The sequence below is a fragment of the Neisseria macacae ATCC 33926 genome, assembly GCF_022749495.1.
GTDB classification, from domain to species: Bacteria; Pseudomonadota; Gammaproteobacteria; order Burkholderiales; family Neisseriaceae; genus Neisseria; species Neisseria macacae.
The window spans coordinates 1,445,634-1,464,359 of sequence record NZ_CP094241.1 but is presented as its reverse complement, the minus strand read 5'-3'; the positions used below and the strand labels follow the sequence as shown (position 1 = coordinate 1,464,359).

The 18,726-nt window shown below is 51.5% G+C and carries 17 protein-coding genes; 7 read left to right on the top strand and 10 right to left on the bottom strand.

Annotated features, from left to right (window positions below):
• Entirely contained in the window at positions 1-1,266 is a 1,266-nt protein-coding gene (ispG, locus tag MON40_RS07075; protein ID WP_003778748.1) for a flavodoxin-dependent (E)-4-hydroxy-3-methylbut-2-enyl-diphosphate synthase, read from the top strand.
• A gap of 355 nt (positions 1,267-1,621) precedes the next feature.
• Here ispG and clpB read toward each other — a convergent pair whose 3' ends face one another.
• The gene (gene clpB, locus MON40_RS07070) at positions 1,622-4,195 is read right to left on the bottom strand and encodes an ATP-dependent chaperone ClpB (RefSeq protein WP_003778743.1); all 2,574 of its coding nucleotides are present in this window, start codon (positions 4,193-4,195) and stop codon (positions 1,622-1,624) included.
• 329 nt (positions 4,196-4,524) lie between these two features.
• Positions 4,525-5,205: a RadC family protein gene (gene radC, locus MON40_RS07065; RefSeq protein WP_003778741.1), complete on the bottom strand. Its 681-nt coding sequence runs from the start codon at positions 5,203-5,205 to the stop codon at positions 4,525-4,527.
• Between the two features lie 541 nt (positions 5,206-5,746).
• Here radC and MON40_RS07060 point away from each other — a divergent pair.
• The 4 genes from MON40_RS07060 to MON40_RS07045 all read left to right on the top strand — a co-directional run bounded on the left by MON40_RS07060 (position 5,747) and on the right by MON40_RS07045 (position 10,168).
• Complete coding sequence (locus MON40_RS07060) at positions 5,747-6,871, top strand: ABC transporter ATP-binding protein (RefSeq protein WP_009312960.1); 1,125 nt, start codon at positions 5,747-5,749, stop codon at positions 6,869-6,871.
• Positions 6,872-6,886: 15 nt separating this feature from the next.
• The gene (locus tag MON40_RS07055) at positions 6,887-7,852 is read left to right on the top strand and encodes an ABC transporter permease subunit (protein ID WP_003766008.1); all 966 of its coding nucleotides are present in this window, start codon (positions 6,887-6,889) and stop codon (positions 7,850-7,852) included.
• A complete protein-coding gene (locus MON40_RS07050) occupies positions 7,852-8,742 on the top strand; it encodes an ABC transporter permease subunit (protein WP_003778738.1) in 891 nt (296 codons plus the stop codon). The genes MON40_RS07055 and MON40_RS07050 overlap by 1 nt, the downstream gene beginning before the upstream one ends.
• Before the next feature lie 130 nt (positions 8,743-8,872).
• The gene (locus tag MON40_RS07045) at positions 8,873-10,168 is read left to right on the top strand and encodes an NAD(P)/FAD-dependent oxidoreductase (protein ID WP_242925830.1); all 1,296 of its coding nucleotides are present in this window, start codon (positions 8,873-8,875) and stop codon (positions 10,166-10,168) included.
• A 157-nt stretch (positions 10,169-10,325) separates the two neighbouring features.
• Here the strand turns inward: MON40_RS07045 and MON40_RS07040 are convergent, their stop codons facing one another.
• The 3 genes from MON40_RS07040 to metX form a co-directional block, all read right to left on the bottom strand.
• Positions 10,326-11,162 carry an NMB0938 family lipoprotein gene (locus MON40_RS07040; RefSeq protein ID WP_360720979.1) on the bottom strand — a complete coding sequence of 279 codons (837 nt, stop codon included), beginning with the start codon at positions 11,160-11,162 and terminating at the stop codon, positions 10,326-10,328.
• Between the two features lie 116 nt (positions 11,163-11,278).
• Complete coding sequence (metW, locus tag MON40_RS07035; protein ID WP_003743445.1) at positions 11,279-11,860, bottom strand: methionine biosynthesis protein MetW; 582 nt, start codon at positions 11,858-11,860, stop codon at positions 11,279-11,281.
• Entirely contained in the window at positions 11,857-12,996 is a 1,140-nt protein-coding gene (gene metX / locus MON40_RS07030; protein ID WP_003778727.1) for a homoserine O-succinyltransferase MetX, read from the bottom strand. Before metX ends, metW begins: the two co-directional genes overlap by 4 nt.
• A 157-nt stretch (positions 12,997-13,153) precedes the next feature.
• On the opposite strand from metX, the gene MON40_RS07025 reads away from it, so the two are divergent.
• Positions 13,154-13,354, top strand: coding sequence for a protein MIGRI (locus MON40_RS07025; RefSeq protein ID WP_003675061.1), 201 nt, complete (start codon positions 13,154-13,156; stop codon positions 13,352-13,354).
• A 78-nt stretch (positions 13,355-13,432) separates the two neighbouring features.
• Here the strand turns inward: MON40_RS07025 and MON40_RS07020 are convergent, their stop codons facing one another.
• From MON40_RS07020 to MON40_RS07005, 4 genes are all read right to left on the bottom strand, one after another.
• On the bottom strand, positions 13,433-14,329 hold the full coding sequence (locus MON40_RS07020; RefSeq protein WP_242925829.1) for an IS3 family transposase: 897 nt from the start codon (positions 14,327-14,329) through the stop codon (positions 13,433-13,435).
• Positions 14,233-14,583, bottom strand: coding sequence for a helix-turn-helix domain-containing protein (locus tag MON40_RS07015; protein WP_003756443.1), 351 nt, complete (start codon positions 14,581-14,583; stop codon positions 14,233-14,235). Before MON40_RS07015 ends, MON40_RS07020 begins: the two co-directional genes overlap by 97 nt.
• 141 nt (positions 14,584-14,724) lie before the next feature.
• Positions 14,725-15,369 carry a peptide chain release factor H gene (gene prfH / locus MON40_RS07010; RefSeq protein WP_039863067.1) on the bottom strand — a complete coding sequence of 215 codons (645 nt, stop codon included), beginning with the start codon at positions 15,367-15,369 and terminating at the stop codon, positions 14,725-14,727.
• Between the two features lie 2 nt (positions 15,370-15,371).
• A complete protein-coding gene (locus MON40_RS07005; protein WP_039863066.1) occupies positions 15,372-16,511 on the bottom strand; it encodes an RNA ligase RtcB family protein in 1,140 nt (379 codons plus the stop codon).
• 778 nt (positions 16,512-17,289) lie between these two features.
• Between MON40_RS07005 and MON40_RS07000 the strand changes: the two genes are divergently transcribed.
• A complete protein-coding gene (locus MON40_RS07000; RefSeq protein WP_003778718.1) occupies positions 17,290-18,096 on the top strand; it encodes a tetratricopeptide repeat protein in 807 nt (268 codons plus the stop codon).
• Positions 18,097-18,145: 49 nt separating this feature from the next.
• Here MON40_RS07000 and MON40_RS06995 read toward each other — a convergent pair whose 3' ends face one another.
• Positions 18,146-18,652, bottom strand: coding sequence for an HPP family protein (locus tag MON40_RS06995; protein WP_003778716.1), 507 nt, complete (start codon positions 18,650-18,652; stop codon positions 18,146-18,148).
• Between the last annotated feature and the right edge of the window lie 74 nt (positions 18,653-18,726).

The window sequence follows — 18,726 nt, the reverse complement described above, 5'->3', positions numbered from 1 at the left end:
ATGAACACACCCAAACGCCGCCAAACCCATCAAGTACAAATCGATCATCTCACCGTCGGTTCGGATGCTCCCGTTGTCGTGCAATCGATGACCAATACCGACACCGCAGATGCTAAAGCAACCGCCCTGCAAGTCAAAGAATTGAGCGATGCAGGTTCAGAGATGGTGCGCATTACCGTTAACAGCCCGGAAGCCGCCTCCAAAGTTGCCGAAATCCGCCAGCGTTTGGACGACATGGGTTACACCACCCCGCTGATTGGCGACTTCCATTTCAATGGCGAACGTCTGTTGGCGGAATTTCCCGAGTGCGGCAAAGCCTTGTCCAAATACCGCATCAACCCCGGCAATGTCGGCAAAGGCGCAAAAGGCGATGAAAAATTTGCCTATATGATTCGGACTGCCGCCAAAAACGACAAAGCCGTCCGTATCGGCGTCAACTGGGGTTCGCTTGACCAAAGCCTCGCCAAGCGCATGATGGATGCCAATCTGGCGTCCTCATCGCCCAAACCGCCCGAAGAAATCATGAAAGAAGCCTTGATTATTTCGGCGTTGGAATCTGCTGAAAAAGCCGTCCGATTAGGTTTGCCTGAAAACAAAATCATCTTGTCGTGCAAGGTCAGCTCCGTTCAAGATTTGATTCAGGTTTACCGCGAACTGGGTAGCCGCTGCCAATATCCGCTCCACTTAGGCTTGACGGAAGCAGGCATGGGCAGCAAAGGCATTGTCGCTTCGACTGCCGCCTTGGCCGTACTGCTTCAAGAAGGCATCGGCGACACCATCCGCATTTCCCTGACTCCCGAACCCGGCAGCTCGCGCACGCAGGAAGTCATCGTCGGTCAGGAAATTCTACAAACCATGGGACTGCGCTCGTTTACCCCCATGGTTACCGCCTGTCCGGGCTGCGGACGCACCACCAGCACAGTCTTCCAAGAGCTTGCCCAAGACGTACAAAATTACCTGCGCCAAAAAATGACCGTATGGCGCACTGTTTACCCCGGTGTGGAATCTTTAAACGTTGCCGTCATGGGCTGCGTTGTTAACGGGCCGGGCGAAAGCAAACTGGCAGACATCGGCATCAGCCTGCCCGGAACCGGCGAAACCCCTGTTGCCCCGGTTTATGTTGACGGAGAACGCAAAGTGACTTTAAAAGGCGACAACATCGCAGCCGAATTCTTAGAGATTGTCGAAGAATACGTCAAAGTCAATTATTGCGAAGGCGGTGCAAAACGCAATCAAAACCGTATCATCCCGATACAGTCTGCTTGATAAACATAGATAAAAGGTCGTCTGAAAAACATTTTTCAGACGACCTTAATAATGTAACCACACTGTAAAACTTACCGGCAGCTATCAATACAAGTAAGATTAGTTAGGCAAATTTAGAAGAGATTGTTCATATTAAATCATTTGTTCAATAAGGAGATTATGATAACAATCGGATAATTGTATTTTTTGATAACAACAATTTGGTATCACAAGTAATATCTTTTAATATGAAAACCTTATGATACAAAACGTATAAATTGAACAATAACCTAATAAGGTCGTCTGAAATCAGTGGACTTAGCGCCAACAGTTTTCAGACGACCTTTTCATCACTTTATCTCAATCTACACTCAAATCAGGCAAACACCAGCTTGCCGCCCTCTTCTTTCACATGAATCGTGCTGTCGGGCGCGTATTTGCCTTCGAGCAGGGCTTTGGCCAGCGGGTTTTCGATTTCCGACTGGATGGCGCGTTTGAGCGGGCGTGCGCCGTACACGGGGTCGAAACCGGCTTTGGCAATCAAATCCAAGGCGGCATCGTCCACTTTCAGGTGCAGGTGCTGCGCTTCCAAACGTTTTTCCAAACCTTTGAGCTGGATTTTCGCGATGTTGCGGATATTCTCCTGATTCAGTCCGTGGAACACGACCACTTCGTCGATACGGTTGATCATTTCGGGGCGGAAGTAGGCTTTCACTTCTTCCATCACCGCTTCTTTCACGGCTTCGTAGTCCTGCGTACCCATTTGTTGGATGTGCTGGCTGCCGATGTTGGAAGTCATGACGATGACGGTGTTTTTGAAGTCCACGGTGCGGCCTTGTCCGTCGGTCAGGCGGCCGTCATCCAATACTTGCAGCAGGATGTTGAACACGTCGGGATGGGCTTTTTCCACTTCGTCCAAAAGAATCACGCTGTACGGTTTGCGGCGGACTTGTTCGGTCAGGTAACCGCCCTCTTCGTAGCCGACATAGCCCGGAGGCGCGCCGATTAGGCGTGCAACGGCGTGTTTTTCCATGTATTCGGACATGTCGATACGGATGAGGTGGTCTTCGCTGTCAAACAGGAAACCTGCCAAGGCTTTGCACAACTCGGTTTTACCCACGCCGGTCGGGCCTAAGAACAGGAAGCTGCCGTAAGGTTTGTTCGGATCGGCAAGGCCGGAACGGCTGCGGCGGATGGCATCGGACACGGCGCGCACGGCTTCGTCTTGACCGACCACGCGGCGGTGCAATACTTCTTCCATTTTCAGCAGCTTGTCACGTTCGCCTTCCATCATTTTGGACACAGGGATACCGGTCATGCGCGATACGATTTCGGCCACTTCGTCCGCGCCGACTTCGGTGCGGAAGAGTTTGTTTTGTTTTTTGCCGTCTGGGTTGCTTTCCGCCGCTTGCAACTGCGCACCCAATTTCGGTAACTCGCCGTATTCGAGTTCGGACGCACGGGCAAAATCGCCTTGGCGTTTGGCCTGCTCGATTTTGACCTTGATGTCGTCCATCTGTTTCTTGATGTCGGCGGTGCTGGAAGACGCGGCTTTTTCGGCTTTCCAGATTTCGTCCAAATCGGCGTATTCTTTTTGCAAACCGTCGATTTCTTCGTCTATCAGTTCCAAACGTTTTTTGCTGGCGTCATCGCTCTCTTTGGAAACGTGCATTTTTTCCATTTTGAGCTGGATAATGCGGCGGTCGAGTTTGTCCATCTGCTCGGGTTTGCTGTCCAACTCCATTTTGATGCGGCTGGCGGCTTCGTCAATCAAATCAATCGCTTTGTCGGGCAGAAAGCGGTCGGTGATGTAGCGGTCGCTCAATTCCGCGGCGGCAACGATGGCGGGGTCGGTGATGTCGATGCCGTGGTGGATTTCGTAACGTTCCTGCAAACCGCGCAGGATGGCGATGGTGTCTTCCACGCTGGGTTCGCCGACCAATACTTTTTGGAAGCGGCGTTCGAGTGCCGCGTCTTTTTCGATGTATTGGCGGTATTCGTCCAAAGTGGTCGCGCCGATGCAGTGCAGTTCGCCGCGCGCCAAAGCCGGTTTCAGCATATTGCCCGCGTCCATTGCGCCGTCGGTTTTGCCCGCGCCGACCAAAGTATGGATTTCGTCGATGAAAATCAGGGTGTTGCCGTCGTCTTTCGCCAAGTCGTTCAACACGCCTTTCAAGCGTTCCTCAAATTCGCCGCGGTATTTCGCGCCGGCAATCAATGCCGCCAAATCCAAAACCAGCAAACGTTTATTGCGCAGGGATTCGGGCACTTCGCCGTTGACGATGCGTTGCGCCAAGCCTTCGACGATAGCGGTTTTACCCACGCCCGGTTCACCGATGAGCACAGGGTTGTTTTTGGTGCGGCGTTGCAGCACTTGAATCGCGCGGCGGATTTCGTCGTCGCGGCCGATAACGGGGTCAAGTTTGCCGTCGCGGGCGCGCTGGGTCAGGTCGAGCGTGTATTTTTTCAGCGCATCGCGTTGGTCTTCAGCATTGGCATCGTTCACGTTTTGTCCTCCTCGTACCGCGTCAATCGCGGCATTGATGTTTTGTTCGGTCGCACCGGCTTCTTTCAGGATTTTGCCGGTTGCATCGTTCTGCTGCACCAAGGCGAGCAGGAAAAGTTCGCTGGCGATATAGGCATCACCGCGTTTGGTTGCCGCTTTGTCCATCAGGTTCAACACCGCCTGCAATTCGCGGCTGGGCAGAATATCGCCACCCTGGCCGGACACTTTCGGCAGGCTGTTTAAATGCTGCTGCAAACGCTGTTTCACCTGCGGCACGTTCACGCCCGCATGAGCCAAGAGCGCGGCGGCTCCGCTGTTTTGATCGTCAAGCAGGGCTTTCAGTACGAAGCCCGCTTCCAGATAGCTGCTGTCCGCAGCCAACGCCAAACTCTGAGCTTCTGCAAGGGCTTGTTGGAATTTGGCGGTTAATTTGTCGAATCTCATCTTTTTGGTTTCCTTTGGTTAGAATTTCGTTACACCCAATATAGGCCCAAATGTGGATAACTCAATAGCAAAATTTTATTATGATAGAAAATTTTTAATATCTATATGTTTTATATTGAAATTATTATTATAAAATCTGTGCATAACTTTTATTGTTCAAGTTCATAACAGTTTGCCGACATAAGAAATAAAGACTTTCAAATTAGCAAAAAGGTCGTCTGAAAACATTTTCAGACGACCTTTGGGGCGACCTAAATACTATCTAAACAATCTGTTCGCACAATATCAAAACAAGACAAACCGTTATCAGACTCCGACAAAACGCCTTTTTACCCTTCCATATACCCCCGCTCCCGCATCGAGCAGACTTCTTTCGCCGTAACAATGAAATGATCCAAAAGCGAGACATCAACCAATGCCAAAGCCTGTTTCAGACGACCTGTGAATGCAATGTCGGATTGCGAAGGCGTAGCCGAACCGCCGGGATGATTATGCGCGATAATCAGGCTGTCGGCGTATTCGTCCAATGCGAGCTTGACGATTTCCCTGATATAGACGGTATTTTCTGCCACCGTTCCGCGCGAGAGTTCGCGCATGGCAATCAGCCTGTTTTGGCGGTTGAGCAAAAGCGCGGTGCTGACTTCTATTTTTTCATGCCCTAAATGCAGGCGCAGATAATCGGCAACGGCTTTCGGACTGGAAAGCGTGATGTTCTCCTGTAAATCCTCGCCCAAAATCCGCCTGCCGATTTCTTTGACGACAGCAAACTGGGTAAAACTCGCCAAACCCATGCCCTTGTATGCGGAAAGCGTTTTCGCGTCGGCGCTCATCAGCTTGCCCAAGCTGCCAAACTCGTTCAGCAGATAACGCGCCAAATCCACCGCGCTCATCCCGCGCGTACCTACCCGCAGCAAAATCGCCAGCAACTCAGCATCGCTCAACGCGCCTGCGCCATGCGCCAACAATTTCTCGCGCGGCCGCTCGCCTTCAGGCCACTGCTTGATACTCATGCTTTACCCCTTGCGTGAACATTCACGAAAAAAATCTATTTGAAAATCTGCTTGTTATTACACTTTTTACAACGAAATGCTTATCAAGCAATTAATGTAAATATTTCATATTTTATTATATTTTGAATGAATATTTAAAATATAGGCATAATATTCATATAAATTAATTGCATAAAAACAACGCGCTCAACTTCGCTTGTGAAAGCGATTGCCTTTCCTTATTCACCCGTATGGATTGACCGCAGATTCAATCTGACAGGTTTCAAAATGTCCCGTTTAAATCAAATCCGCGGGAAATCAGCCCCTTCGGGCAATTTCGTATTGCCCCTGCGTGCCATAGGCTAATATAATAGCGAGTTCGGCGGAGGCGGTTTATCCTTGGATTTCCACCCGTTTCCCATCCATGCTGCCCGTGCGCTTCACAAGAGTTTCAGACGACGTTTCGACGTTGCGACTCCCGCCAGCAATCAAACAGCTTTTTATCACCCTTTCGAAAATCCGTTTTGCCGGTACTCGTCATTTTTATTGGAGTATTGCCATTATGACCGCAACCACTGCGTCTTCAGCCAAACCTTATCTTAAAATCCAAGGCTTGGTGAAAAAGTTTGGTGACAATTACGCTGTCGATAACATCGACTTGGATATTTATCAACATGAAATCTTTGCCCTTTTGGGCAGCTCCGGCAGCGGCAAATCTACGCTGCTGCGTATGCTGGCGGGCATGGAAAGCCCTAATCAGGGCAAAATCATTCTGGACGGTCAGGACATTACCAAACTTGCCCCCTACGAGCGCCCCATCAATATGATGTTTCAAAGCTATGCCCTGTTCCCGCACATGACGGTGGAGCAGAACATTGCCTTCGGTCTGAAACAAGACAAAATGCCCAAAGATGAAATCGCCGCACGCGTAGAAGAAATGCTGCGTTTGGTGCAGATGACCAAATACGCCAAGCGCAAACCGCATCAATTATCCGGCGGTCAGCAACAACGTATTGCTTTGGCACGCAGCTTGGCAAAGCGTCCGAAAATCCTGCTGCTTGACGAACCTCTCGGCGCGTTGGACAAAAAACTGCGCCAACAAACCCAGCTCGAATTGGTCAATACGCTGGAACAAGTCGGCGTAACCTGCATCATGGTCACGCACGACCAAGAAGAGGCGATGACGATGGCGACCCGCATCGCCATCATGTCTGACGGTCAGTTGCAACAGGTCGGTACGCCCAGCGATGTGTACGACTACCCCAACAGCCGCTTTACCGCCGAATTCATCGGCGAGACCAATATTTTCGGCGGCGTCGTGATTGACGACCATGCCGATTATGCAGTCATCGAATGCGAAGGCTTGGAAAACCACGTCCGCATCGACCACGGTCTGGGCGGCCCGAGCGAACAAGACATTTGGGTCAGCATCCGTCCCGAAGACATTGATTTATACAAAGAAAAACCCGACCACTTGGGCAGCTTCAACTGGGCAAAAGGCACTGTGGAAGAAATCGCCTACTTGGGCAGCTTCGCCATCTACCACATCAAACTCGCCAACGGCCGCGTCGTCAAAAGCCAAGTTCCCGCACCTTATTGGTACGTGCGCAACATCACGCCGCCGACTTGGGACGAAACCGTCTATATCAGCTGGCCGGAAAACCAACCGACTCCGTTGTTCCGTTGATTTAAGGGGAATGAGATGAACCTTAAAAAACTGAAAAACAAACTGTTCCGCCGCCCGGGTCAGCGCGCGGTCATTGCCGTGCCGTATATTTGGCTTTTGGTGCTGTTTCTGATTCCGTTCGCCATCGTGCTGAAAATCAGCTTTGCCGAACAAGAAATCGCCATTCCGCCGTTTACGCCGCTGACCAGCGTCGATGAAGATTTAGGTCGTCTGAACATCGCCATCAGTTATCAAAACTATGCCGATATCTTCCAAAATTTTTGGAATACCCTGAATCCATTTGGCGACAGCGAAAACAGCAATATCTATCTGATGACCTACTGGTCTTCGATTAAGACTGCGCTGACGACGACCATCATTTGTCTGCTGATTGGTTATCCGACCGCCTATGCGATTTCGCGCGCCAACCCCGCCATGCGCAACGGTCTGCTGCTTGCCATCATGCTGCCTTTCTGGACTTCCTTCCTGTTGCGCGTCTACGCATGGATGGGCCTGCTGGGACACAACGGCATCATCAACAATTTCCTGCTTAAAATGCAGATTATCGAAGAGCCTTTAGACCTGTTCTACAACGCGTTCTCGCTGAACTTGGTCATGGTCTATGCCTATCTGCCGTTTATGATCCTGCCGCTTTACACGCAACTGGTGAAACTCGACAACCGCCTGCTTGAAGCCGCTTCTGATTTGGGCGCAGGGCCGATTAAATCGTTCTTCACCATTACCCTGCCTCTGTCCAAAACAGGCATCATCGCAGGCTCCATGCTGGTTTTCGTACCCGCAGTCGGTGAATTTGTGATTCCCGAGCTGGTTGGCGGTTCGGAAAACCTGATGATCGGTAAGGTTTTGTGGCAGGCGTTCTTCGATCAAAACAACTGGCCGCTGGCTTCCGCCGTCGCCGTCGTCATGGTCGCACTGCTGGTCGTGCCGATTGCACTGTTCCAGCATTATGAAAACCGCGAATTAGAAGAAGGATCCAAATAATGCAGAAATCCCGATTATCCTGGTTCCTGAAACTGATGCTGATGCTGTCGCTGGTGTTTCTGTATATTCCGCTGGTCGTTTTGGTCATCTATTCGTTCAACGAATCCAAGCTGGTTACCGTTTGGGGCGGCTTTTCAACCAAGTGGTACAGCGCATTGCTGGAAAACGACACCATCTTGGAAGCCGCTTGGCTGTCGCTGCGCATTGCCGCCGCATCCTCGCTTGCAGCCGTCGTTTTGGGCACGCTGGCAGGCTACGCGATGGCGCGCATCAAACGCTTCCGCGGCAGCACCTTGTTTGCCGGTATGATTTCCGCGCCTATGGTTATGCCTGACGTGATTACCGGTTTGTCCATGCTGCTCCTGATTATTCAGGTGCAAATGTTCCTGCAAGGCAGCGGCGAATTGCTCCAAAGGCTTTACTTCGACCGCGGTTTCTTCACCATTTTCCTCGGACATACGACGCTTTGTATGGCATACATTACCGTCGTTATCCGTTCGCGTCTGGTGGAGCTCGACCAATCGCTCGAAGAAGCCGCCATGGACTTGGGTGCGCGTCCGCTGAAAATCTTTTTCGTCATCACCCTGCCCTTGATTGCCCCTGCCATCGCTTCAGGCTTCCTGCTCGGCATTACCCTGTCGCTGGATGATTTGGTGATTACCTCCTTCCTGTCCGGCCCAGGTTCTTCCACATTGCCGCAGGTGATTTTCTCCAAAATCAAGCTGGGTCTCGACCCGCAGATGAATGTGTTGGCAACCATCCTGATCGGCATTATCGGTACGCTGGTCATCGTCATCAATTACTGGATGATGCGCCAAGCAACCAAACGCGATCGGGAAGCCGCCGAAGCCTACCGTCAGGAAAAGCTCGCCGCAGAAAAAACAAATTGACCCAATCAGACAGGCTGACCGCATCAATGCAAGGTCAGCCTGTTTTCTTCACACAACCCGTTTAACCCACTTTTCAGACGACCCTCAACTTCCCTCAAAGGTCGTCTGAAAACGAGCGAAGCATTACCCTATGATTCATCCCAATTTCAAAGAATACCTTCCCTCCTATTATTTCAGCACCATCAATCCCCACGCCGCTTATCCCAAGCTTGAAGGTCGTCTGAAAACCGAGACCTGCGTCATCGGCGGAGGATTGACAGGACTTTGCACAGCCCTTCCCCTTGCCGAAAACGGACGCGAAGTTACCGTACTCGAAGCCGCCCGTATCGGCTTCGGCGCATCAGGGCGCAGCGGCGGGCAAGTCATCAGCGATTACGCCTGCGGTATGGAAGAAATCGAAAAGCAAGTCGGCCTGGAACAAGCCCGCTGGTTTTGGCAGCAATCCCTGCAAGCCGTCGAACTCGTTGACGAACGGGTTAAAAAACACCAAATCGCTTGCAACTGGCAGCGCGGCTACGCCACCGTCGCCATCCGCCCGCAGCATTGGGAAGAATTGCAACAATGGCATGAACACGCCCGACAACATTACGGCGCTACCCATTACCAACTCTGGGATAAAGCCACGCTCAAGCAACAACTTGCTAGCGATATGTACTTGGGCGCACAGTTCGATCCTCATTCCGGCCACCTCCATCCGCTCAACTACACCCTGGGCATCGCCCGCGCCGCTGCCGAAGCAGGCGCGCAGATTTTCGAACAGTCCCCGATGACCCGTATCGAACCCTATCAAGGCGGCTGGCTCGTCCATACCCCGGACGGCAGCATCGAATGCCAAAACCTCGTGTATGCCGTCAACACCTACGCCGGTTTGCATCAAAAATTCAAGTCGTTGGAAAAAAAAGCCATCGCCGTCAGCACCTTCATCATCGCCACCGAACCGCTGGGCGAACGCGCCAAAGAACTCATCCGCAACAACATGGCTGTCTGCGACAACCGACACGTCCTCGACTACTACCGCCTCAGTGCCGACGGCCGCCTGCTCTTCGGCGGCAAAGACAACGAGTTCATCGACGATCCCGACCGCATGACCGAGCTTGTCCGCCAAGACATGCTCAAAGTCTTCCCTCAGCTTGCCGATGTCAAAATCGAACATTCATGGGGCGGCGAATGCGACATCACCGCCAACCTCGCCCCCCACTTCGGCAGACTCGCGCCCAATGTTTACTATGCCCAAGGCTACTCGGGACACGGCATGGCAATTACCGGCATAGCAGGCCTTGCCATCGCCGAAGCCATCATGGGCGACGATGGTCGTCTGAAACCATTTGAAAAACTCAAACACCCCAGCATCATTACCCAACCTTTCCTGCGCAAACTCGGCTCCTTCCTCGGCTCGAAATATTACCAATGGAAAGACAGCCGTTAAGCATTTGGTTAAGCTCGAACACATCAACAAAAGGTCGTCTGAAACCCGATTCAGGTTTCAGACGACCTTTTCGATTCAAACTGCTTATCGCATCAAATTCACAACGAACGCTCAATAAGCCCAGATTTTCCCCTTCTCCGTTTGTGCTCCAAACCCATTACATCAAATGAATTCCGCTTGCCGGATTGGAAACATTTTCATATACAGTAATCGAAACAATTTTTCCACTTTCGTCAAACACAATTTCCAGATAAGGCTTATCAGGGCTGCGGTCGCGGTTGAAAAGGCGGAATACCCGTTGCGCCTCAAAAATCTTCCCGCGCGATTTCAAATATTCGGGCAGCTGGCTGATGTTTTGAAAACTGCCGCCAAACCCGCCGCCATGTTTCTTGAGATATTCCGGCGTTCCTTCTATGTCGAAATTGTGCGTTACCCTCAGCGGCTGATCCGAACCTTGGCTTGTCTGTTTGCCTGTTGATAAAACCAAAGTATCCCGACGCCTGAGTGCTTTCATTTCTTGTACCACCGGTTCAACCGCCTGCTGATTATGGCTCCGCTCCCCTTTTCCCATCTGATCAATAGCCTCTATCACTTTATCAACGTTTTTAGGATCATTCGGATCAATATCAGGGAACAGTGCCTGCTCCAGCGGATCGTCTCCGCCGGGAATGCCCCAAATCGCCGCCAATTCTTTAGGGCTGCGTTCAAACAAACAACTGGAATCGATATTTTCGGCAACCTGACGGACAAAATCATCAATGCCGCCAATCTGATGCAGGTTGGTGCAATTTGAAGAAGGTGCGCCTTCTACTTGCTTGACGCTATTAGAGTTGGACGCGATTGGATTCAAATCGGATTGGGAAGAAGCAGATGACGTGGAGGACGAAGCAGCGGATGCGCCGACTTCTTTTGTTTTATCTTCTTTGCTTGGAGAACACGCAGTCAGCATGATTGCAGTAAGCCATAAGAGAAGTGATGACGTTTCATTTTTCATTATTTTATTTTCAACATAAAGAGGTCGTCTGAAAATCTGCCACTTCATTTTTCAGACGACCTCCTGTTAGTACAACTCAAGAACCTTGTTATTGCCAACAAGGTGCTCAACCCATCTTACCCGACGCGGTAAAACGCCAAGCTGCCCAACAGGTTGGGGAAATGTTTGACCTGTTTGTTGCCCGTCATGACCGCGCGCTCGAGGACGCGGATTTTGTTTTTGGCGCACAATAAATCAAAGTCTTTGAGCGTACACCAATGGATATTCGGCGTGTCGTACCAATGGTAGGGCATGCGCTCGGAAACCGGCATATGCCCGCCGATAGCGATTTGGAAGCGGTTGCGCCAGTAGCCGAAATTCGGGAAGCTGACAATCGCCTGTTTCGCCACGCGCATGAGGCAGCGCAGGATTTTCTCGGTATTCTGCATGGCTTGGATGGTTTGGCTCAAGACGATAACGTCAAATGTCTGATCGCCAAATTCTGCCAAACCCTGCTCCAAATCGGCTTGGATGACGTTCACGCCGCGCGACATGGCGGCGATGACGCTGTCGGTGTCGATTTCGATGCCGTAGCCGCTGCATTTTTTGTGCTCCACCAAAGCCGCCAGCAATTCGCCGTCGCCGCAGCCCAAGTCCAAGACGCGGCTGCCTTCTGGAATCCAGTCGTAAATCAACTGCAAATCGTCGCGCAAATTCATGATCGGCAATCCTTGTCAACATTGTTCATATAAACCGCTACGGCGCGCATATAGGCCTCGTCTTCCATTAAAAAGGCGTCATGGCCGTGATTGGATTTGACTTCGATATACTGCACCGGCTTGTGCGCGGCAATCAGCGCTTTGACCAGCTCTTTGGAACGCGCGGGCGAGAAACGCCAGTCGGTGCTGAAGCTGGCGACAAAAAATTTCGCTTTTACATTTTGCAGGGCGCGGGTCAGGCTGTCGCCGAAATCTGCCGCTGGATCGAAATAGTCCAGTGCCTTGGTCATCAGCAGATAAGTGTTGGCGTCGAACCGCCCGACGAATTTGTCGCCCTGATAGCGCAGATAGGATTCCACCTCAAATTCAACGCCGTAGCCGTATTGATAACCGTTGGAGCGCAAATCGCGTCCGAATTTTTTGCCCAAACCGTCTTCGGCAAGATAAGTGATGTGCCCCATCATACGGGCAATCCGTAAGCCCCGTGCGGGAACGGTATTGTGGCTGCGGTAATGTCCTTCGTTAAAATCGGGGTCGGTCAAAATCGCCTGACGTGCTACATCGTTGAACGCGATATTTTGCGTGGACAGTTTCGGCGCAGATGCAATCACCAAGGCATGGCGCACGCGCTCGGGATAGGAAATCGTCCACTGCAAAGCCTGCATACCGCCCAAGCTGCCGCCGACAATCGCCGCCCATTGTACGATGCCGAGATAGTCGGCAAGCGCGGCTTGGGATTTTACCCAGTCCTTCACCGTAACCACCGGAAAATCCGCGCCGTATTCCCTGCCCGTTTCAGGATTGATCGACAAAGGCCCGCTGCTGCCGTCGCAGCCGCCCAGATTGTTCAAACCGACCACGAAAAAACGTTCCGTATCAATCGGTTTGCCGGGACCGACCATATTGTCCCACCAGCCCGCATATTTATCCTCTGCCGAATGCCTGCCCGCAACATGATGGTTGCCCGACAGCGCATGGCAGATTAAAACCGCATTGTTTTTTTCGGCATTCAGCTCGCCGTAGGTTTCAATCATCAGATCGAAACGCGGCAAAGTTTTACCGTTTTCCAAAACCAGCGGCATCTCAAACGGAATTTTTTGGGGCGTTACAATGCCCACTGAGGCACTTTGACTCATATCCTGTTCCAACAAATGCGGCGAAAAGCGTTATTATATAGCAAACGGCATGACTTTTTGACACGGTCGGACAAGCAGCCCGACGCGCTGAAACATCCGTCTCCATGCCGCCGCGCCCGAACCATACTTTTTCAGACGACCTCCCCCGCTTCCCGATATGATAGGCAGACTTTTCCGTATTTTTTTCTTTTTCGCACTTGCCGCGCTGATCATCAACCGCCTCTTCAGCCGCAAGCAAAAACGCGCCCTGCGCGATGTCGCCAAAATCAGTGCATGGGTGCTGCTCGGTGCTGCCGCAGCAACGCTGTTTTGGTATCTGGTCATGCTGTATTTCAAACACATTCCAGATTCTTATTGACCGGACGTTGATAGCCAGACAAAAGGTCGTCTGAAAACTGAACTGGCCCCCAAATCTTGGACACTCATAAAAGCCTATTCAGGCGCTCTGTGCAAGCTGGGTTCTGTATGCGACAGGACTCAGCTTTTTCAATTTCAAACTGCAACGCTCCCGGTTGTAGTAATCCATATAGTCATCTATCTGCTTCATCAATTCATCTACCGTCAATTCACCTGCGTTATAGAAACACTCCGTCTTTAACACCGCAAAGAAGCTTTCCATCGGCGCATTGTCCCAACAGTTCGCCTTTCGCGACATGCTTTGAACCATGGAATGCTCCGCAAGCAATTCCCTATACCCCGCCGTACGGTACAGCACACCTTGGTCCGAATGAAGCATCGTTCCTTTATCAGTCAGACGGGGGGCGGCTTTTTCGAGCATTTCCTTCACCATTTCGCTGTCGGCTCTGCGGCTCATGGCGTAGGCGACGATTTCTCGGTTGAACAAGTCCAATATCGGCGAGAGGTACAGTTTGCCGTCCTTTCCTTTGAGTTCGGTCACGTCGGTCAGCCATTTTTCGTTAGGCTTTTCAGCTTTGAATAGGCGTTTGAGGAGGTGTTCCGATATTTCGCCCATGGCGGGATGGCGGTAGGCTTTTTTCGCCCGTATGAGGGCTTTCAGCCCTAGCTGCCTCATCAACCGCGCCGCTTTTTTGCGGTTCCAACCCAATGCTGCGGCAATGCGCCTTTGTCCGTAGCGTCCTTTATGCCGCCGGTAGGTTTCGACAAGGAGGGCTTTGTCGGCTGCGTCGGTGTCGGGCTGGTCTTGGTGGTGGTAGTAAAAGCTGCTTTTGGGCAGGTTTGCGATGTGCAGCAGGTATTTGAGCGGGTGTTGCGCCCTCAGTGTTTGGACGGTTTGGCTTTGTCCTTTTCGGTCTGTTTTTGGCTGAGGGCTTTTAACTCCTTTAGGTAGGCGACCTCTGCGCGCATATAGCACAACTCTTCGATAAGCTCTGCCTGCGTTTTTTCTTGGTCGGGTTTGTCGGCGATGAAGGGGTTTTTGCGGTGTTGGGGCATGGTTTTGGATTGGGGATGTTCGAGTGCGCCGATACCGCCTTCTTGATAGGCGCGTATCCATCGTCTCAGGTGGGTTCGGGAAATGCCGTAGTGGTCTGCGGTACGTTGTTGGCTGCGTATATGCAGGTAGTGGAGTACGGCTTGGTATTTGAAGTGTAATGTATATTTGCTCATAAAAAAACTGCACCTTGTGAGTTGGAGGGGATGTCCAACTTTTGGGGTGCAGTTCAAACCCAAATTCAGGTTTTCAGACGACCTTTTCCCGTATATTAAAAACACGGGGGATGACGACGTTGCCAAAGCGGCAGCCTCAGCTCAAGATTTAGCATCCGGCTTCTCCTTAAACTCCGTTCCGACGAACGTCCGTTTCGGATTGCCGCGTTCCACCTGATAAAGCCGGCTGTGCTGTGCGCGGGCGTAATCGTCAGCCTGTCCGGCATGATGTTCCGCCAACTTTTGCGCCAGCAGGGTCAAAGCCAATTTTTTGTTGGCATGCTGACTGCGTTCGCTTTCGACCCGCACGGAAATACCGCTTGCTTTATGAGTGGCACGGACGGCACTTTCAGTTTTATTGACGTGCTGCCCGCCTTTACCGCCCGAACGGCAAGTTTGAAACTCAATTTCGCTTTCAGACGGCATTTCAGGCATATCGGGCATACGGAAAACGCCGATATACCAGTTTTTACGCGGATGTTTCGGACGGACGGGGCTGGCGCATATCCATTGGAGCGAACCTTGCCAACGCTGTGCCAAAATTTCGACATGTTTGCCGTCCAATTTAAGCACCGCCGACATAATGCCGTGTTTATCGGCGGTTTCGGAGATGATTTCCACCCCGACACCTTCCGCTTGCGCCTCGGCAAGCAGCCTGCCCAATACGAAACGGGCAAAGATGCGGCATTCGGCAGGCCCTTGGGCGGTAGAAATTTGCAGATAAACCGTTTGTAAATTTTGCTTCATATTTATTCTCCGCATCCGCCGCTGGTTTTGTAAGTCAAAACAGGTTTGAAGCGGGCGACCAATTCAATCAGACCTGCGTTTTTCATGGCTGAAATGACGCTGTCTATGTTTTTATAAGCCTGCGGAGCTTCTTCAAAAATCAAAGCTTTATCCTGACAAACGACTACGCTGCCGAATGCGGTTTGGCGCAGGCTGTCGGCGGAATATTTGTGCGACAGGCGGCCTTTGCATTCGCCGCGCTGCCATTTCCGTCCTGCGCCGTGTGCCAATGTGTTCAGCGAAATCTGACAATCTTGGGTCGGCAGAACCAGATAGCTGTAATCGCCGCGCGAGCCGGGTATCATGACCAGACCTTTATCGGCGGGCGTTGCGCCTTTTCGGTGCAGCCAACCGGTTTGCCCCGCGATTTCAGTTTGTTCAAGGAAATTGTGATGCACGTCGAGCAGGCATTCGCCTTCTGTACGCCAGCGGTCGAGCATTCTGGCGGCAATCAGACGGCGGTTTAAACGGGCGAACTCAAGGGCTGCCTGATGTTCGGCAAGATAGTCCGCCGCAGCCTCGCTGCCTTCTGCCAAACCTCGATGGCCGTAGGCTTCGATGTGGCGTTGCAAAATCTGCTGACCCAGTCCGCGCGAACCGCTGTGTACCAACAACTGTAAACGGTTTGAATCAAAGACAGCGGGAAGCAAATCGTCGCGGTAAACAGTTTCAACGGTTTGCAACTCGGCAAAGTGATTGCCGCCGCCGATAGTGCCGACTGCGAGGTCGTCTGAAAACGGAAAATCGGATGCAGATTCTCCGAGTAAGGCTTCTTGTTCGTCTTGGCTCAAAGGCGTATCGATGTTGCCAAGCTGCTTGGCAAGTTTGGCGGGTTTAAGCTTGGCGGCGGACAAACCGGTTTGCCAAAACGCCATGCCGCAGCCGATGTCGTTGCCGATGAGCGCGGGGTAAAAATGGTGTTCGCTGAAAAACGCTGCACCGACGGGATAACCCCGCCCCGCATGCAAATCAGGCATACCGGCTACGCGCAGCATGTGCGGCAGCTTGGCGGTGGTTTCGAGTTGAGCGACGGCGTTGCCTTCAATCCAGGTTTCCGAATCAGCGATGATGTGAATATGATGGGGATTTTGATAATTGCCCATGTGTATGCTTTCTTTAAAACGGACAGATGGCAAAACGAGCCCAAACCGACAAAACAAAAAAAATGTCCGGTTTGAAAATATACCGACTGCCGTCTGACGTTTTCAGACGACCTCTGTCCGATTGATGGGAAAGCAGCCCGAAGCGGGCGATAGGGAAAATGCGGGAACGCGTTGTCCGAAAATCAGACCGACGCTTGGGCTGCAAAGAATGTGATTGAGCGGATTGAAGTATTGCGTGTCATGGCTGCTCCTTTCTTTGCATGTGAAAATTGAAAACAGGCGGATTATAGGGGAAATGTTTGAAACGTTACAATCAAACTGTGCATTTTTATGAATAGGTGTTGCAATACCGTCATGACGTAATAGGAACAAAAAAGCAGCCTGCACCTTTAAAAATCAAAGCGCCGGCTGCTTTTTACGTTTTCAGACGACCTCAATCCGACACCGAATCAGATACCATCTCGTTCTCATCAAAAAATCCATACCGCACAATTTAAACCGTTTATAAAAACACGAAAATAAGATAAATTGGCAAATACAGACACCCCCACCCGAACCATCGTTCCATGTTGCCAGACCGACGCTTGGTTTATCGTCCGTTCAAACCTGTTCCGACAAGCTTTCAGACGACCTTTGGGGTCGTCTGAAAATCAAAAAACACAAAAATTAAAACCTTACCAACCGCCCATACGCATCAACCGCAGCACGCCCAACTGCTGTCGGGAAAAATTCCAAAAAAGCCATTCAAGTCGTCTGAAACCAACAGAAAGGCAGAAACATGAATCCTAAATCCTTCTACCGCGCCGCCCTGCTCGAATGCCTCAGTTATGTCTGTTCTGACGAAGCCTACGCCGCCTACCGCAAACTCGCCAAAAAAGGCTGCCCAGACGGCTGGTTCGGTCTCGGCAATGCCCGCCAGTACGGCGAAGGCGCCAAACCAAACCTCACCAAAGCCGAAAAATATTACCGCTGCGCCGCCAAACTCGGCCACGCCAAAGCACAGGAATCCCTCGGCCGCCTGTACGAATTTGCAGAAAAGCCCGACTACCGCTGCGCCCGCAAATGGTATGCACGCGCCTTTAAGCAACACGGTAGCATAAACCCCGATATAGCCTATGCAGCCTACCGCCTTGGCTGGCTGAACGAGCGTGGACTCGGCGGCAAAAAAGACATTAAGACAGCCTGCCTGCTTTATCGCAAAGCAGCCAAAGCGGGTTGCGCCGAAGCCCAACGCGCCCTCGGCTACCTATACGATGAAGGCCTCGGTCTACCCCGAAACTACACCAAAGCCTACAAATGGTACGCCCGCGCCGCCTTACAAGCGGATGAAACCGCCTGCAACAACATAGGCTTCCTCTACTACAAAGGCAACGGCGTGCGCCGCAGCAAAAAACAGGCAAAAAAATGGTACAAACTCGCCGCCCGAGCGGGCTGCATCATGGCATTATCCAACCTCGGTATCCTCTATGAAGATACCGGTCGTCTGAAAAAGGCTGCCCGCTATTACCGCCGTGCCGCCGAGGCAGGCAACAAATATGCCGCCAAGCAATTGAAGCGGCTGGAGAAGAAAAAGTCTGCAGAATAAACTGAGGTCGTCTGAAAACGGAATGTCGCGTTTTCAGACGACCCAGACATTACAACCAATAAGTCGGATACCGCCGTCCTTTGCCCAAATTATTGTAAACCAAAGCCACAGCCACCAAAATCAACGACCCAGCCAAAGTCGGCGTAATCAAAAAATCCCAGCCCACGCCACCAAGCATCACAATCAAAGGATTGGAGCCTGCCGGCGGGTGCGGTACGCGAAGTAGCAACATCAATGCCACCGCCGTGCCGACAGCCAAAGCCATTACCCACCAGCCTGCACCGAATGCCGCCATAAATATCAACCCCGTTAAAGTCGCGACGAAATGTCCTCCGATAACGTTTTTAGGCTGTGCAAAAGGACTTTGTGGGTAGGCGAAGACCAATAAGCAGCTCGCGCCGAACGAACCCAACACCAAAGGCAGGTTTGCCGCATTCCCTATTCCGGCAAAAGCACCCGTTGCCAACGCCGCGCCCAGCCATGCGGCGGCGATAACACCATAAGGCAGTCTGGGCGGACATTTTTCATAGGCGGCAAAAAGTTTTTTCTCTGACATTTTAATATTCTCCAAATCAGTTAAAATACACCAATCGGTATATTTTTAAATACTATACCAGTCGGTATACCTTA

Excerpts from the sequence above, each read along its gene's own strand:
- MON40_RS07025 (WP_003675061.1), top strand. The coding sequence starts at position 13,154 with ATGATAGGCAGACTTTTCCGTATTTTTTTCTTTTTCGCACTTGCCGCG.
- radC (WP_003778741.1), bottom strand. The coding sequence starts at position 5,205 with ATGAGTATCAAGCAGTGGCCTGAAGGCGAGCGGCCGCGCGAGAAATTG.
- MON40_RS07045 (WP_242925830.1), top strand. The coding sequence starts at position 8,873 with ATGATTCATCCCAATTTCAAAGAATACCTTCCCTCCTATTATTTCAGC.
- MON40_RS07005 (WP_039863066.1), bottom strand. The coding sequence starts at position 16,511 with ATGGGCAATTATCAAAATCCCCATCATATTCACATCATCGCTGATTCG.
- prfH (WP_039863067.1), bottom strand. The coding sequence starts at position 15,369 with ATGAAGCAAAATTTACAAACGGTTTATCTGCAAATTTCTACCGCCCAA.
- metW (WP_003743445.1), bottom strand. The coding sequence starts at position 11,860 with ATGAATTTGCGCGACGATTTGCAGTTGATTTACGACTGGATTCCAGAA.
- clpB (WP_003778743.1), bottom strand. The coding sequence starts at position 4,195 with ATGAGATTCGACAAATTAACCGCCAAATTCCAACAAGCCCTTGCAGAA.
- MON40_RS07050 (WP_003778738.1), top strand. The coding sequence starts at position 7,852 with ATGCAGAAATCCCGATTATCCTGGTTCCTGAAACTGATGCTGATGCTG.
- MON40_RS07040 (WP_360720979.1), bottom strand. The coding sequence starts at position 11,162 with ATGAAAAATGAAACGTCATCACTTCTCTTATGGCTTACTGCAATCATG.
- MON40_RS07000 (WP_003778718.1), top strand. The coding sequence starts at position 17,290 with ATGAATCCTAAATCCTTCTACCGCGCCGCCCTGCTCGAATGCCTCAGT.
- metX (WP_003778727.1), bottom strand. The coding sequence starts at position 12,996 with ATGAGTCAAAGTGCCTCAGTGGGCATTGTAACGCCCCAAAAAATTCCG.
- MON40_RS07055 (WP_003766008.1), top strand. The coding sequence starts at position 6,887 with ATGAACCTTAAAAAACTGAAAAACAAACTGTTCCGCCGCCCGGGTCAG.
- MON40_RS06995 (WP_003778716.1), bottom strand. The coding sequence starts at position 18,652 with ATGTCAGAGAAAAAACTTTTTGCCGCCTATGAAAAATGTCCGCCCAGA.
- MON40_RS07015 (WP_003756443.1), bottom strand. The coding sequence starts at position 14,583 with ATGAGCAAATATACATTACACTTCAAATACCAAGCCGTACTCCACTAC.
- ispG (WP_003778748.1), top strand. The coding sequence starts at position 1 with ATGAACACACCCAAACGCCGCCAAACCCATCAAGTACAAATCGATCAT.
- MON40_RS07060 (WP_009312960.1), top strand. The coding sequence starts at position 5,747 with ATGACCGCAACCACTGCGTCTTCAGCCAAACCTTATCTTAAAATCCAA.